Source organism: Actinoplanes sp. NPDC049598, assembly GCF_040675435.1.
In the GTDB taxonomy this organism is placed as follows: Bacteria; Actinomycetota; Actinomycetes; order Mycobacteriales; family Micromonosporaceae; genus Actinoplanes.
Genome location: NZ_JBFAOX010000028.1, coordinates 1 through 15,544, shown reverse-complemented (window position 1 = coordinate 15,544; position 15,544 = coordinate 1). Strand labels below are relative to the sequence as shown.

Genomic DNA, 15,544 nt, shown 5'->3' with positions numbered 1-15,544 from the left:
GTTGTCGACCATCACCGAGCGGACTCCGGCCACGACCGTCACCGGCACTCCCGGCCCCCGGGTCAAGAAGAGCCGGTTCCGCGGTTACAACTGGCTCGGCGGCTCGCTGAGCTGGCTCTGGCTCTTCGTCGTGATGCTGCCGATCTACTGGATCGTCATCACCAGCTTCAAGACCCAGGACACGTACTTCATCACCAACCCCCTGGCCCCGCCGACCGACCTGACGTTCGAGAACTACAAGGCTGTCATCGAGGCGGACTTCGTCCGGTACTTCTTCAACAGCGTGGTCATCACGGCCGGCGCGGTCGTCCCAGCCGTCGCGGTCAGCTTCATGGCCGGCTATGCGGTCGTGCGTGGCGCCGGCAACCGCACGCTCAAGGCGATGAACTGGATCTTCCTGACCGGTCTGGCCATCCCGCTGCAGGCGGTGATCATCCCGGTCTACCTGATCATCATCAAGCTGAAGCTGTACGACACCCTGCTCGCGATCATCCTGCCGTCGATCGCGTTCGCCATCCCGCTGTCCGTGATCGTGCTGTCGAACTTCATCCGGGACATCCCGAAGGAGCTCTTCGAGTCGATGCGGATGGACGGCGCCAGTGAGTGGGGCACCTTGTGGCGCCTGGCGTTCCCGCTGACCCGGCCCGCCCTGGTCACGGTAACGATCTACAGCGCGCTGAACATCTGGAACGGCTTCCTGCTTCCGCTGGTGCTCACCCAGAGCCCCGATCAGCGCGCGATCCCGCTGGCGCTGGCCAACTTCCAGGGCCAGTTCGGCATCAACGTGCCGGCCATCGCCGCCTCGGTCACCCTGACCACGGTGCCGATCGTGATCCTCTACGCGATCGGCCGCCGCCAGCTGCTCAGTGGTCTGACCGCCGGCTTCGGCAAGTAACTCGGCAAGTAACTAAGGCCGAAGGGGAGCGGTGCTTTCCCGGACCACCATCTCGGTGGCCAGCTCCACCCGGGGAGTCTCGATGGGCTCGCCGCGCGACAACCGCAGGACGGTTCGCGCGGCGAGCCCACCCATGTCGGCCAGCGGCTGGCGCACGGTCGTCAGCGGCGGCGACGACCAGCGCGCCTCGGGCAGGTCGTCGAAGCCGACGATGCTCAGATCGTCCGGCACCCGCAGCCCCCGCAGCCGCGCCGCCTCGTAGACGCCCAGCGCCATCTGATCGCTCGACGCGAATATCGCAGTCGGCCGGTCCTCTTTGCTCAGCAGCCGCTCGGCCGCCGCGAAGCCCGACTCGTGGTTGAAGTCACCGGGCTCGATGATCTTGCGGTCGACCCGCAGGCCGGCCGACTCCAGCGCGGCCCGGTAGCCGTCCATCCGGGCCCGGCTGCACAGCAGACTGCGCGGGCCCTCGATCAGGGCGATCCGCTTGTGCCCCAACGAGATCAGATGCTCGGTGGCGCTGCGGCCGCCCGACCAGTTGGTGGCGCCGATCGTCGGCACGTCGGCCGCCGCACCCCCGGCCGGGTCGATGATCACCATCGGCACGTTGAGCCGGTGCAGTTCCGTGCTGACCGGGCCGGCCCCGTCGGAGATCACCAGGATCACCCCGTCGGACTGCCGCGACCGCAGATTCTGCAGCCACTGCCGGGTCGAGGCCGTCCGCCGGTGCACCGCGGAGATCACCGTGCCGACCCCGGCCGCGTGCGTGACCTCCTCGACGCCGCGGATCAGCTCGACCGCCCATGGGCTGTCCAGATCGTGGAACACCAGGTCGATGAGCCCGGCCCGCAGCGGCTGCCGAGAGTTACGAGGGCGGTAGTCGTGCTCACGGAGAAGATGCTCGATGCGGTCGCGTGTCTCCGGTGACACGTCAGTGCGCCCATTGAGCACTCGTGACACCGTAGGGACCGAGACGCCCGCAGCCTCCGCGATGGTCGCGATCGTCACCCGTCGCCCGCCCACGGCCATCCGACTCTCCTCGCTCGCTCGGACCACGTTTCGAAACTTTCGACTCCGAGTGCCGGAAGTATTGCACATTCCGGAGCGAGTGGAACCATCTGTGCAGGTCTGAGCGCGCGCCGGGTGGGGTATATCGACCGGCATGCCCGATGCCACGACCCTGATCGCCGGCCGCTACCGGCTCGGGGAGTCCCTCGGTCAGGGCGGCATGGGCCGCGTCTGGCTCGCCCGCGACGAGGTCCTCCAGCGTGACGTCGCCATCAAGGAGCTGTTGACCGAGGGGCTCAAGGACGCGGACGCCGCCCGCCGCCGCACGCTGCGCGAGGCCCGGGCCGCGGCCCGCCTCGGTCACCCCAACGTGGTCCAGATCTACGACGTGCTCGAGGTGGACGACCGCACGTGGATCGTCATGGAGTACGTGCCGTCCCGCTCGCTGCAGGCGGTGCTCAACGCCGACGGCCCGCTCGACCCGCGCCGCACCGCCCGGATCGGCCTCGAGCTCATCGCGGCGCTCAAGGCCGCCCACAAGGCCGGGGTGGATCACCGGGACGTCAAGCCGGCCAACGTCCTGCTCGCCGACGACGGCCGCGTCCTGCTCACCGACTTCGGCATCGCCACCATCGAGGGCGACGCCCTGGTCAGCAGCGCCGACATGCTGATCGGCTCCCCCGAGTACATGTCACCCGAACGCGCCAAGACGGGCGCGGCGGGCCTGTCCTCCGACCTGTGGTCCCTGGGCGCCACGCTCTACGCGGCCGTCGAGGGCCAGTCCCCGTTCCACCGCACCTCGGCCATCGCCACCCTGACCGCCCTCGCCGCCGACGAGCCGGACCCGCCCCGCCAGGCCGGACCCCTCGAGCCCCTGCTCCTGGGCCTCCTGCAGAAGGATCCGGCCGACCGGATCGACGCGTCCGAGGCGGAACACCTGCTGCGTGCGGCGACTTCCGGCTCCTACGGCCACGCTTCGGTGGTACGCGTCGACACCCCACCCAACCGCAAGGTCGCCCCGGGCGACCTCTCGCGTGAAAACCACGCCTCGGCCGCCCTCGGCGCGCCGGTCACGCCCATCCCGTCCCAGCGCCCACCGTCGGACCCGCCCCCCTCAGCCCAGCCGGCCGAGGAGTCGCCCGCTGCGGTGATACCCGCCAACGGTCCAAAGGCCGAGGGCTCGGACGTTGAAAGCACGCCGACCGAAGGCGCGCCGGGTGAAGATCTGCAGGGCGTAGACGCGCAGCGTGTAGGCGCGCAGGCTGGGGCCGCAGCGGCTGAATCGCAGCCGGCGGAGATTGCGCCTTCCGAGAACCCCTCACCTGGAACGCGCGCGGCCGAGGCACCGTCACCTGAAGCTCGCCCGGCTGAGGCGCGCTCGGCCGAGGCGCTGCCAGCTGGAACGCGCTCGGCCGAGGCGCTGCCAGCTGGAACGCGCTCGGCCGAGGCGCTGCCAACTGGAACGCGCTCGGCCGAGGCGCTGCCGGCCGGGACGCGGCCGGCTGAGGTGGCGCCGATCGAGGTGGTTCCGGCCGATCCGGCGCCGACCGCGGCGCGCGGGTCGCACCGGACCCGGCTGATGCTGGCGGTCGCGGTCGCCGTTCTCCTGCTCGCCGGCGTGGTCTGGACCGTGATCCGGGCCGGCAGCGACTCGGCCGGCGACCAGACGACGGCCGACCCGCCCGCGGCGCCGGCCTCCGTACCCCCGGCCGCCACCTCGACGCCGTCCGCCGCGCCCTCCGTCTCCGCTTCCGCCTCCGCGTCGAACAGCCCGAGCGCGACCCCGGCCCGCACATCGGCCGCCGCCTCGAGCGCCCCGGCCACCACCGCGCCCGGCGGCTCGGGCTCGGGCCTGCCCGCGCTGCCGGACGGCTGGCGTGACTACAAGGACCCGTCCGGCTTCGCCGTCTACGTCCCCGAGGGATGGACCCGCTCCCAGGAGGGTTCCATCGTCTACTTCCGTACCTCCGGCCGGGTCCTCGGCATCGACCAGACCCGCAAGCCCCAGCCCGACCCGGTAGCCGACTGGCGTTCCAAAGCCGACTACCGCGTCTCGGCCGGCGACTTCCCGTCCTACCGTGAGATCCACATCAAGGAGGTCGACTACTTCCGCAAGGCCGCCGACTGGGAGTTCACCTTCACCCGCGGCGGCACCCGCCAGCACGTCAACAACCGCGGCGTCATCACGGCCACCACCCAGGCGTACGGCTTCTACTGGCAGACCCGCGACGCCGACTGGAACCGCTACCGCGCCGACCTCCAACTCGTGTTCGACAGCTTCCGCCCCGCCCGCCGCTAGGGCACGAACAGGAACTCCTCCGGCCGCAGCGCCATCGCGAACGGCTTGGCCGCGGTCATCAACTCGCCCGAGACGGCGGCGGTCTGGAGGATGTAGTGGCCGTGCTCCAGCCGGAACAGCTGGATCCTGATCGTGTTCGGGCCGGGCCGGTGCGGCTCGATCAGCAGGTACCAGGGCACGTAGGCCGCGGCATAGCGGATCCGCAGCCCCCGGTCGGTCAGCGCCGTCTCGGGCGCGATCTCCGCGATCAGCACGACATCGGTCGCGTCGATCACCAGCCCCGGCGCCGGATCCCGTGTGACGACGATGTCGGGAATGACGATCCGGTCGATGTCGAGCCGGACATTGACGGAAGCCGCCACCCGAAACCCGGCCGCCTCCACCGCTGCTCGCAACGCCCCGACAAGCAGCCACGACATCTCCTGATGCGGCCAACTCGGCGCCGGACTCGGCCGCAACCGCCCGTCCATCAACTCGATCCGCCGCGCCGGCTCGTATATGGCCAGGTACTCGGCCTCGGTCAGAGGGCTCATGACTGCTCAGAAATCGAGCAGCGCGTCGGTGTTGACCTCGATGGGGAATGGCCGATCATGCCGCAGAGTCTCGCCATGTTTGGCGACGGCCACCTCGTCGTAGCCGCCGTTCCGGCGACGGAGCAATCGGAGCGTGACGCCTTCGTAGTCGGGCATGTCGGGCTCGACCAGCAGGTACCAATCGATCTTGGCTGCCGCGTAGAGTTCCCGCTTTTCGGTGCGATCCATGGTGACACTGCTGGGCGAGAGGATCTCCACGACCATTTCGACAGTCGCCGCGTCGGCCAGGACGCCTACCCGTGGCATGGTGCCGACAGCGAGATCAGGAATCAGAATCCGCCCCGGCGACAGGTGAACGTTGATTGCGGAGACGACGCGCATATGTGCTGACTGCGCCGCCGGCTGCAACACGGTATGGAGATTGTCCGAGATGGCTTGGTGCGCGATGTTTCCTGCCGGGCTCACCCGAAGTCCCCCGTCGACTAGCTCGATTCGACTAGATGTCTCGCCGAGCGCGAGGTACTCCGCCTCCGTCCAGGGCTCAGGGTGATCGAAGAAGGCCTCGGTCATGGGCAAAGTGTCGCATGCGCTCATGGCCGAAATAGTCACACGACCAGTAGTTGCTAAGCAACTGGTCCCATGACACTCGTTCGGGTGATGCAACACAGCTCAAAAGGCTGGATTCCGGGCGTTTGCTTGCGGTTCGGGCTGCTAACGGGGCACCGCTTGGGCGGGAGCGCGGGCTGCCTCGGCCAGGCGGGTGGCGATGGCGGCGTGATCCGTGGTGATCAGGCCGACGGTCACGCGGAGGTGGGGGGAGGCGGGGCCGACGGTGAAGGCGGTGCCGGCGGCGGCGGAGATGCCGGCGCTGGCCAGGGAGATCAGGGCCGCCTGTTCGTCGGCGACGGGGAGCCACAGGTTGAGGCCGTCGCCCGGGGGGAGGTTCAGGGCCTTCTCGATCTGGTGGCGGCGGGAGGCGTACGTCGCGCGGGCGTGGGCGACGGCGGCTGTCGAGGGCTCGTCGGTGAGCAGGGTCAGCAGGAGATGTTGCAGGAGGCGGCTGGTCCAGCCCTGGCCGAGCAGGCGGCGTTCGAGGACCGGGTCGAGGACGGCGGCGGGGGCGGCCACGGCGGCCAGGCGCAGGTCGGGGCCGTGCGATTTCGAGAAGCTGCGGACGTGGACGGTCTGGCGCGGCAGGTGGGTGCCCAGGGAGTGGAGCTCGGCGGAGGACACGTCGCCGGCGGAATCGTCCTCCACGGCGTACACCTGGGGTGATCGCGCGAGCACGGCGGCGAGCGAGGCCGCCCGCGAGCTCGACCACGACGCGCCGGTGGGGTTGTGGGCGCGCGGTTGCAGGAAGACGGCGGCCGGGCGCTGGGCTAGGGCCGCGGCCAGCTGGTCCGGGAGCATGCCCTCGGCGTCGGTGCCGGCCCCGATGACCTGGACGCCGAGGGCGTCGAGCAGGTCCAGCAGGGGCGGGAAGCAGGGGTTCTCGACGACGGCGCGGTCGCCGATGCGCAGCAGGGCCGAGGCGATGTGGTCGATCGCGTCCATGGCGCCGTCGAAGACCGCGAGGCGCTCGGGGGCGTACGGCCAGGTCTCACGCAGCAACGCGGCCAGCGCAGGCAGGACGGGCTCGTCGAGGTAGCTGGTCGGCGCAGGGGAGAGGCCGGCCAGGGGCGGCAGCGGGGGCAGAAGGGCCGGGTCCGGTACGCCCGTGGAGAGGTCCAGCGCGAAACCGGAACCGCCGCGCAGGGCCGCCCGGTAGCGCCCGGGGCCGCTGAGCCGATCTTCGGCGACGATGGTGCCGCGACGTCCGTCGGTCCGGATGGTTCCCGATCTTCGGAGGAGCTGCCAGGCTGCGCTGACGGTGGTGGGCGACATCTGCAGGGCCGCGGCGACCTTGCGTACGGGCGGCAGTTTGGCTCCTGGGTTGAGCGCCCCATCACCGACCGCACGCCCGATCGCCTCGGCCAGGCCTCGCGCGGAGATGTCGGTCAGGTGATGTTTCACCTCGTCAAGCAAAGCCTTCAGTCCGTTCAAGGGTGGCGGGTGGGGCGGTTGGATGGATTTTGTGACAGTACGATTCGGCCATTGTTCGGTCCAGAGGTGTTACGTAATCTCCGCTCATGATTCGAATCGCGCACTGGATCGGTGGCGCCGAGCGGGCCGGCTCGTCCGGCCGGGTCGGGCCCGTCTTCAACCCCGCCACCGGCGAGCAGACCGCCGAGGTCGACCTCGCCTCGGCCGCCGAGGTCGGCGACGCTGTGGCGGTGGCCAAGGAAGCCGCGAAGGAGTGGCGTTCCGCCTCGCTGTCGAAGCGCTCGGCGGTGCTGTTCAAGTTCCGTGAGCTGCTCGCGGCGCACTCGGGCGACCTGGCCGCGATCATCACCAGCGAGCACGGCAAGGTCCTCTCCGACGCCGCCGGCGAGGTGGCCCGCGGCCTGGAGAACGCCGAGTTCGCCACCGGCATCCCGCACCTGATGAAGGGCTCCTTCTCGGAGCAGGCGGCCACCGGCGTCGACGTCTACTCGATCCGCCAGCCGCTCGGCGTGGTCGCCGGCATCACCCCGTTCAACTTCCCGGCCATGGTGCCGCTGTGGATGTGCACCACGGCCATCGCGGCCGGCAACGCCTTCGTGCTCAAGCCCAGCGAGAAGGACCCGTCGGCGGCGCTCTTCCTGGCCAAGCTGTGGCGGGAGGCCGGCCTGCCCGACGGCGTCTTCACCGTCGTCAACGGCGACGTGGAGGCGGTCAACGCGCTGCTCACCCACCCCGACATCGCCGCCGTCAGCTTCGTCGGCTCGACCCCGGTCGCCAAGTACATCTACGAGACCGGCACCAGCCACGGCAAGCGCGTGCAGGCCCTGGGCGGGGCCAAGAACCACATGATCGTGCTGCCGGACGCCGAGATCGACGCGGCCGCCGACGCCGCGGTCAACGCCGCCTACGGCTCGGCCGGCGAACGCTGCATGGCCGTCTCCGTGGTGGTGGCGGTGGGCGACGTGGCCGACCCGCTGGTCGACGCGATCGCCGCGCGCCTGCCCAAGCTCAAGATCGGGGCCGGTACGGATCCCGAGTCGCAGATGGGCCCGCTGATCAGCGCCCAGCACAAGGACAAGGTGGCCGGCTACGTGACCCGTGGCGTCGAGGCCGGCGCGACGGTGATCGCCGACGGCCGCGAGGCGGAGGTGCCCGGCGACGGCTACTTCCTGGGCGTCACGCTGCTCGACAACGTCACCCCGGACATGGAGGTCTACACCGACGAGATCTTCGGGCCGGTGCTTTGTGTGGTCCGTTCGAAGACGTACGCCGAGGCCGTGCAGCTGATCAACGACAACGAGTACGGCAACGGCACCGCCATCTTCACCCGCGACGGCGGCGCCGCCCGGCAGTTCCAGTTCGATGTGAACGCGGGCATGGTCGGCGTCAACGTGCCGATCCCGGTGCCGGTGGCCTACTACTCGTTCGGCGGCTGGAAAGCGTCGCTGTTCGGCGACACCCACATGTACGGGCCGGACGGCATCCACTTCTTCACCCGATCCAAGGTCGTCACGTCGCGGTGGCCGGATCCCGGCACGTCCTCGATCGACCTCGGCTTCCCGACGAATCGATGATCTTCATGGAAAACGAAGTCCGCGCCGACGATCGCGCCCACGTCTTCCACTCCTGGTCGGCGCAGGGCCTGATCGACCCGATGCCCGTCGCGGGGGCCAGTGGCTCCTATTTCTGGGACTACGAAAACACGAAATATCTGGACTTCTCGTCGCAGCTCGTGAATGTCAACATCGGACACCAGCACCCCAAGCTGGTGGCGGCGATCCAGGAGCAGGCGGCCAAGCTCTGCACGATCCAGCCCGCCTTCGCCAACGACAAGCGCGGCGAGGCGGCCCGCCTGATCAGCGAGCTGGCCCCCGGCCCGCTCAACAAGGTGTTCTTCACCAACGGCGGCGCCGAGGCCAACGAGAACGCCGTGCGCCTGGCCCGTGGCCACACCGGCCGGCACAAGGTGCTGTCGATGTACCGCAGCTACCACGGCTCGACGTCGACCGCGATCACCGCCACCGGCGACCCGCGGCGCTGGGCCAACGAGCCCACGGCGATCGGTGTCGTGCACTTCTGGGGCCCATACCCGTACCGCTCGCCCTTCTATTCCTCGACCCCGGAGGAGGAGTCGCAGCGAGCCCTGGCCCACCTGCGCGACACGATCGTCTTCGAGGGCGCGGCGACCATCGCCGCCGTGCTGATCGAGACCGTGGTCGGCACCAACGGCGTCCTCGTGCCACCGCCCGGCTACCTGGCCGGCGTGCGCCAGCTGTGCGACGAGTTCGGGATCGTCTTCATCGCCGACGAGGTGATGGCCGGCTTCGGCCGGTGCGGCGAGTGGTTCGCGGTCGACCGCTGGGGCGTCACGCCCGATCTGATCACCTTCGCCAAGGGCGTCAACTCGGGCTACCTGCCGCTCGGCGGCGTGGTCATCTCCGACGAGATCGCCGAGACGTTCCGCGAGCGGCCGTTCCCGGGCGGGCTGACCTATTCGGGCCACCCGCTCGCCTGTGCCTCCGCGGTCGCCTCCATCGAGATCTTCAAGGAGGAGGGGATCGTCGAGCACGCCCGAGCCATCGGGGACGACGTGATCGCGCCGGGCCTCGCGTCGCTGGCGGAGAAGCACCCGAGCGTCGGCGAGGTGCGTGGACTGGGCGTCTTCTGGGCGATCGAGCTCGTTCGGGACCGGGCGACCCGCGAGCCGCTGGTGCCGTTCAACGCCGCCGGCGCGGCCGCCGGCCCGATGAACGAGCTGGCCGCGGCCTGCAAGGAGCGCGGGCTCTGGCCCTTCACCCACTTCAACCGGGTGCACGTCGCGCCGCCGTGCACGGTGAGCGCGGCCGAGGTCGAGGAAGGCCTGGCGATCCTCGACGGGGCGCTCTCGGTGGCCGACAGGTATTACGCAGGCTAACCCCGGATTGCGTAGTTGGAGCCGGTGCTGAACGCCGGATTCCGTTTCAGGTTTGGAAATTACTTCGGATTCCCTTGTCTTCAGTCCGTCGCGTGTGTCAAGGTCCCTCACGTCGATTCGTGTGGGAGCTGTCACAGCGCCTTTCCCGGAGGTCATATTCAGTGAGCGCCGCGCTGCCCGTTCTGCGCAACTTCGTCGGTGGCGGTCACACCGACGCCGTTGACGGGGTCACGTCCGAGGTGATCGACCCCAGCACCGGGGAGGCGTACGCGCTCGCGCCGGTCTCCTCGGCCCGGGACGTCCACGCGGCCATGGCCGCCGCGGACAAGGGCTTCGAGGTGTGGCGCGACGCCACCCCGGCCGAGCGGCAGCGGGCCCTGCTGAAGATCGCCGACGCCGTGGAGGCGCGGGCCGAAGAGCTGATCGCCGCCGAGTGCCGCAACACCGGCAAGCCGGTCGAGGCCACCCGGCAGGAGGAGATCGGCCCGATGGTCGACGAGCTGCGCTTCTTCGCGGGCGCGGCGCGCAATCTGGAAGGCAAGTCCGCGGGGGAGTACCTGCGCGACCACACCTCGTACGTCCGGCGCGAGCCGATCGGCGTGTGCGCGCAGATCACCCCGTGGAACTACCCGATGGTCATGGCGGTCTGGAAGTTCGCGCCGGCCGTCGCGGCCGGCAACTCGGTGGTGCTCAAGCCGTCCGACACCACCCCGGTCAGCACCCTGCTGCTGGCCGAGATCGCGGCCGAGTTCCTGCCGCCGGGCGTGCTCAACGTGGTCTGCGGCGACCGCGACACCGGCCGGGCCGTGGTCGCCCACCCGGCGCCGCAGCTGGTCTCGATCACCGGCTCGACCCGGGCCGGCATGGAGGTCGCGGTCGCGGCCGCCGCCGACCTCAAGAAGGCCCACCTCGAGCTGGGCGGCAAGGCCCCGGTGATCGTCTTCGACGACGCCGACATCGAGGCCACGGCGGCCGCGATCGCCGGCGCCGGCTACTTCAACGCGGGCCAGGACTGCACGGCCGCCACCCGGGTGCTCGTGCACGGGCGGGTCGCGAGCGACTTCACCGCGGCGCTGGCCCAGGCCGCCCGCGACACCAGGGTCGGCGGGCCGGACGACACCGAGGCCTACTTCGGCCCGGTCAACAACGCCAACCAGCTGGCCCGGGTGCAGGGCTTCCTCGACCGGGCGCCCGAGCACGCCAGCATCGTGGCCGGCGGCAAGCGGATCGGCGACCGGGGCTACTTCCTCGAGCCGACCGTCGTGTCTGGACTCAGGCAGCGGGATGAGATGATCCAGGACGAGGTTTTCGGCCCGGTCATCACGGTTCAGGAGTTCGACGACGAGGACAACGCCGTCCGCTGGGCCAACGACGTCCGGTTCGGCCTGAGCGCCAGCGTCTGGACCCAGAACCACGGCCGGGCGATGCGGGTCTCGAGGCGGCTCGACTTCGGCGCCGTCTGGATCAACACCCACCTGCCGTTCGTCTCGGAGATGCCGCACGGCGGCTTCGGCCACTCGGGCTACGGCAAGGACCTGTCCATGTACGGGTTCGAGGAGTACACCCGACTCAAGCACGTCATGAGCTATCTGGGCTGACCTTCACCACCGCACCGAACGCCACCCCACCGCGAAGAGGAACGCCATGACCACCCCCCAGCACAGCGTGACCCGGCCCCGGACAGCGCCGGCCGCCGGCACCCCGGCGATCGAGTTCGCCGGCGTGCTCAAGAACTACCTGTCGCACGGCGAGACCGTGCCCGCGGTCAAGCGGACCGATCTGGCGATCGCCCAGGGTGAGTTCTTCTCGCTGCTCGGGCCGTCCGGCTGCGGCAAGACGACGACGATGCGCATGATCGCCGGGTTCGAGGAGCCGACCGCCGGCACCGTCTTCCTCGACGGCCAGGACGTCACCCACGTCTCGGCCAACAAGCGCGACGTCAACATGGTGTTCCAGTCGTACGCCCTCTTCCCGCACCTGAACACGTACCAGAACGTGGCGTTCGGGCTGGAGCGCAAGAAAGTCTCCAAAAGCGACATCAAGCGCCGGGTCGGCGAGATCCTCGAGATCGTCTCGCTGACCGGGATGGAGAAGCGCTCGCCCCGCGAGATGTCCGGCGGTCAGCAGCAGCGCGTGGCGCTGGCCCGGGCCCTGGTCAACCGCCCGCGGGCGCTGCTGCTGGACGAGCCGCTGGGCGCGCTCGACCTCAAGCTGCGCCAGCAGATGCAGATCGAGCTCAAGCGGATCCAGCGCGAGGTCGGCATCACCTTCGTCTACGTCACCCACGACCAGGGCGAGGCCTTGACCATGTCGGACCGCATCGCGGTGATGAACGCGGGCGTGATCGAGCAGCTCGGCTCGCCGCGGGAGATCTACGAGAAGCCGGCCTCGCGCTTCGTGGCCGGTTTCATCGGCACCTCGAACATCGTCGACGGCCGGGTCGAGCGGGTCGAGGGCGGCTTGGCCCTGCTCTCCTACACGGCGCAGGACCGGGTGGTCGTGCCGGCCGAGGGCTCGGCGCGGCCCGGTGACAAGATCGAGGTCTCGATCCGGCCGGAGAAGATCGACCTACACCGTGGCGTGCCGCCGGTGACGGCAACCGGCGGCAGTGTGCTCTCGGGCACAGTCACCGAGGTTGTTTATCACGGAACCTCAACGAATTACACCGTAGCCACAGCGGCCGGTGCGGACTTTACTGTCTTCGATCAAAATGCCTCCAGCGCCGACGATCTTGCCGATCGCGGCGACCGAGTCTATTTGACCTGGGCCCCCCAGCACTCATACATGATCGGAGTCTGATATGTCTGCGCCGAATTCTTCCGACCCCTCCCTGCTCCGCGGTCTGACCCAGCGGCGCATCGGCCGGCGTGACGCCCTCAAGTTCTCCGGTCTGGCCGCCTCGGCCGCCGCGCTCGCCGCCTGCGGCGTGCAGGGCAAGGGCGCCTCGGCCCCGGCCAGCGCCGCCCCCGACGCCATCGCGCAGTTTTGGAACGGCAAGGTCAAGAACAACAAGATGCGCTTCGCCGGCTGGCCGCTCTACATGGACCCGAAGCAGCCCGAGCTCAAGCAGTTCACCCAGAAGACCGGCATCACGGTGAAGTACGACGAGGTCATCCAGGAGATGGGCCCGTGGTTCGCCAAGGTGCAGCCGCAGCTGTCGGCCGGCCAGTCCATCAATTACGACCTGATGGTCATCACCAACAGCTTCCAGTTCACGCAGTTCCGCGACTCGGGCTTCCTCGCCCCGCTCGACCTGTCGAAGCTGCCGAACTACGCCAAGAACGCGGGCGCCGCCTACAAGAAGGAGGCGTTCGACCCGGGTAACCAGTACAGCATCCCGTGGGCCTCCGGCATGACCGGCATCGCGTACGACGAGAGCAAGACCGGCCGCAAGATCACCAAGCTGGCCGATCTCTGGGACCCGGCCTTCAAAGGCCATATCGGCATGTTCTCCGACATCCAGGAGCTGGCCAACTTCGGCCTCCTGGCGGTCGGCGCCGACCCGGCCAAGGCCACCCCCGAGGACTGGGCCAAGGCGGCGGCCAAGCTCAAGGAGCAGAAGGGCCTCGTCCGCAAGTACTACGACCAGAGCTACGTCGACGCCCTCGGCCGCGGCGACATCTGGATCACCCAGGCCTGGTCGGGCGACATCTTCCAGAAGAACCTCTCGGACAACAAGAACTTCCAGTTCGTCATCCCCGAAGAGGGCGGCACGATCTGGACCGACAACATGACCATCCCGGTCACCGCCGAGAACCCGGTCGACGCCCTCATGCTGATGGACTTCTTCTACGAGGTCCCGATCGCCGCGTCGCTGGCCAACTACATCAACTACGTGTGCCCGGTGCCGGGCGCGCAGGCGCAGATGCGGTCCGACGCTGCCAAGCTCACCGGCGACGACAAGGAGACGCAGCTCGCCGTCGCGAACAGCAAGCTCGTGTTCCCGACCGCGGCCGAGTACGGCAAGCTGCACTACTACGTGGCGTTCGAGTCGCAGTCGGAGCAGCAGAAGTTCCAGAAGACCTTCGAACCTATCGTGCTGGGATGACATGAAGAACCGCGTAAAACGACAGCTCGCGCCGTACCTGCTGGTTCTGCCCGGCGGCATCTGGCTGTTGATTTTCTTCGCGGTGCCGATGATCACGATGTTGTCGCTCTCCCTCCAGGAGGGCGACATCGTGAACGGTTACCGCTTCACCGGGCACTGGCAGACCTATGTGGACGCGCTCTCGGCCTACGAGTCCCAGATCGTCCGCTCCCTGATCTACGGGGCGATCGCCACGATCATCCTGATCGCGCTGGCCTTCCCGGTGGCGTACTGGATCGCCTTCCACGGCGGCAAGCGCAAGTCCACGTACCTCTTCCTGTTGCTCCTGCCGTTCTTCGTGTCGTTCGTGCTCCGGACGATCTCGTGGGGGCAGATCCTGGCCGACGAGGGCCCGGTGATCAGCCCACTGCGCAGCATCGGCCTGGTCGGCGACTCGTTCCACATCCTCGGCACGCCGTTCGCGGTGATCGGCGGCCTGGTCTACAACTTCCTGCCGTTCATGGTGCTGCCGATCTACGTGGCCCTCGAGCGGATCGACCCCCGCGTGGTCGAGGCGGCGCGTGACCTGTACGCCAACCCGGCCACCACCTTCCGCAAGGTGATCTTCCCGCTGGCCGTGCCCGGGGTGTTCGCCGGCGTGCTCATGACGTTCGTCCCGGCCAGCTCGGACTACGTCAACTCGGCGGTGCTCGGCTCGGCCGGCACCACCATGATCGGCCAGGTCATCCAGGCCCAGTACCTGGTCAACTCCGACTATCCGACGGCCTCGGCGCTCTCGTTCGTGCTGATGGCGGTGCTGCTGATCGGCGTGTTCCTGTACGCCCGGATGCTCGGCACCGAGGACGTCATGAAGGTGGCCGCGCGATGACGACGCTCCTTGCGCCTTCTTCTTCCGCGCCTTCTTCGGAGGCGCCGGTCAAGCCGCGCCGCCGGATCAAGGGCGCGAGCTTCATGCACGCCTACGTCTGGGTGATCATCGCCTGGCTCGTGCTGCCGATCGCGGTGATGATCGCGTTCGGGTTCAACGACACCCCGGGGCGCTACAACCAGTCCTGGGTGGGCTTCACGTTCAAGTGGTACGGCAAGCTGTTCGAGCTCTCCAACCTGACCCAGGCCCTGATCAACTCGCTGGTCATCGCGCTGGTGAGCAGCCTGCTGGCCGGCGCGCTGGGCACCGGCATCGGATACGCGCTGGGCCGCTACCGCTTCCGCGGCTCCGGCTCGCTCAACCTGATCATGTTCGCCACGATCTCCTCGCCCGAGCTGATCATGGGCGCGTCGCTGCTGACGCTCTTCGCCTCGCTGCAGATCGGCCTGGGCGCGGTGACGATCACGATCGCCCACGTGATGTTCTCGATCTCGTTCGTGGCCACCGTGGTCCGGGCCCGCGTCATGACGCTGGACCGCTCGGTCGAGGAGGCGGCGGCCGACCTGGGCGCCACCCCGTTGGTGACGTTCTGGAAGGTCACCTTCCCGATCATCCTGCCCGCGGTCTTCTCCGGGGTGCTGCTGGCGTTCGCCCTGTCGATCGACGACTTCATCGTCACCAACTTCACGGCCGGCACCACCGAGACGTTCCCGCTGTTCATCTGGGGTGCCACCCGCGTCGGCATCCCACCCCAGGTCAACGTCATGGGCACCCTGATCTTCGCGGTCGGCGTCCTCTTCGCGGTCGTCGCCAACATCCGCTCCCGCCGCACCCCCAAGGCCGACAGCCGATCGGGATGAGCATGCCCGCGCCGAGCGTGCCGCCGACCGCGGCGAAGCCCTTGCGGGAGATCGTCACCGTCTTGGCCGCCTCGGC

General features: G+C 69.0%; 13 protein-coding genes. 9 read left to right on the top strand and 4 right to left on the bottom strand.

All coding sequences use genetic code 11. The annotated features are described in order from the left end of the window. Position 1: 1 nt before the first annotated feature. On the top strand, positions 2-895 hold the full coding sequence (locus AB0J66_RS40715) for a carbohydrate ABC transporter permease (RefSeq protein WP_364672639.1): 894 nt from the start codon (positions 2-4) through the stop codon (positions 893-895). A 12-nt stretch (positions 896-907) separates the two neighbouring features. On the opposite strand, the gene AB0J66_RS40710 is transcribed toward AB0J66_RS40715, so the two are convergent. Continuing rightward, positions 908-1,924, bottom strand: a complete 1,017-nt coding sequence (locus AB0J66_RS40710; protein WP_364672638.1) for a LacI family DNA-binding transcriptional regulator — start codon at positions 1,922-1,924, stop codon at positions 908-910. Positions 1,925-2,057: 133 nt separating this feature from the next. Between AB0J66_RS40710 and AB0J66_RS40705 the strand changes: the two genes are divergently transcribed. Further along, a complete protein-coding gene (locus AB0J66_RS40705; protein WP_364672636.1) occupies positions 2,058-4,202 on the top strand; it encodes a protein kinase in 2,145 nt (714 codons plus the stop codon). On the opposite strand, the gene AB0J66_RS40700 is transcribed toward AB0J66_RS40705, so the two are convergent. From AB0J66_RS40700 to AB0J66_RS40690, 3 genes are all read right to left on the bottom strand, one after another. Continuing rightward, a complete protein-coding gene (locus tag AB0J66_RS40700) occupies positions 4,199-4,735 on the bottom strand; it encodes a Uma2 family endonuclease (protein ID WP_364672634.1) in 537 nt (178 codons plus the stop codon). The genes AB0J66_RS40705 and AB0J66_RS40700 overlap by 4 nt on opposite strands. Positions 4,736-4,741: 6 nt before the next feature. After that, on the bottom strand, positions 4,742-5,305 hold the full coding sequence (locus AB0J66_RS40695; RefSeq protein WP_364672632.1) for a Uma2 family endonuclease: 564 nt from the start codon (positions 5,303-5,305) through the stop codon (positions 4,742-4,744). A 141-nt stretch (positions 5,306-5,446) separates the two neighbouring features. After that, positions 5,447-6,748 carry an aminotransferase class I/II-fold pyridoxal phosphate-dependent enzyme gene (locus AB0J66_RS40690; protein WP_364672631.1) on the bottom strand — a complete coding sequence of 434 codons (1,302 nt, stop codon included), beginning with the start codon at positions 6,746-6,748 and terminating at the stop codon, positions 5,447-5,449. Between the two features lie 116 nt (positions 6,749-6,864). Here AB0J66_RS40690 and AB0J66_RS40685 point away from each other — a divergent pair, with 116 nt between their 5' ends. The 7 genes from AB0J66_RS40685 to AB0J66_RS40655 all read left to right on the top strand — a co-directional run bounded on the left by AB0J66_RS40685 (position 6,865) and on the right by AB0J66_RS40655 (position 15,468). After that, positions 6,865-8,352 carry a CoA-acylating methylmalonate-semialdehyde dehydrogenase gene (locus tag AB0J66_RS40685; protein WP_364672629.1) on the top strand — a complete coding sequence of 496 codons (1,488 nt, stop codon included), beginning with the start codon at positions 6,865-6,867 and terminating at the stop codon, positions 8,350-8,352. A gap of 5 nt (positions 8,353-8,357) precedes the next feature. Continuing rightward, positions 8,358-9,692 (top strand): aspartate aminotransferase family protein, encoded by a 1,335-nt coding sequence (locus AB0J66_RS40680; RefSeq protein ID WP_364672627.1) that lies wholly within the window; start codon positions 8,358-8,360, stop codon positions 9,690-9,692. A 161-nt stretch (positions 9,693-9,853) separates the two neighbouring features. Further along, on the top strand, positions 9,854-11,290 hold the full coding sequence (locus tag AB0J66_RS40675) for an aminobutyraldehyde dehydrogenase (RefSeq protein WP_364672625.1): 1,437 nt from the start codon (positions 9,854-9,856) through the stop codon (positions 11,288-11,290). Between the two features lie 46 nt (positions 11,291-11,336). After that, positions 11,337-12,491: an ABC transporter ATP-binding protein gene (locus AB0J66_RS40670; RefSeq protein ID WP_364672623.1), complete on the top strand. Its 1,155-nt coding sequence runs from the start codon at positions 11,337-11,339 to the stop codon at positions 12,489-12,491. 1 nt (position 12,492) lies between these two features. Beyond that, the gene (locus AB0J66_RS40665; protein ID WP_364672621.1) at positions 12,493-13,740 is read left to right on the top strand and encodes a spermidine/putrescine ABC transporter substrate-binding protein; all 1,248 of its coding nucleotides are present in this window, start codon (positions 12,493-12,495) and stop codon (positions 13,738-13,740) included. 1 nt (position 13,741) lies between these two features. After that, complete coding sequence (locus AB0J66_RS40660) at positions 13,742-14,608, top strand: ABC transporter permease (RefSeq protein WP_364672619.1); 867 nt, start codon at positions 13,742-13,744, stop codon at positions 14,606-14,608. Next, complete coding sequence (locus tag AB0J66_RS40655; RefSeq protein ID WP_364672617.1) at positions 14,605-15,468, top strand: ABC transporter permease; 864 nt, start codon at positions 14,605-14,607, stop codon at positions 15,466-15,468. Before AB0J66_RS40660 ends, AB0J66_RS40655 begins: the two co-directional genes overlap by 4 nt. The last annotated feature ends 76 nt before the right edge of the window (positions 15,469-15,544 follow it).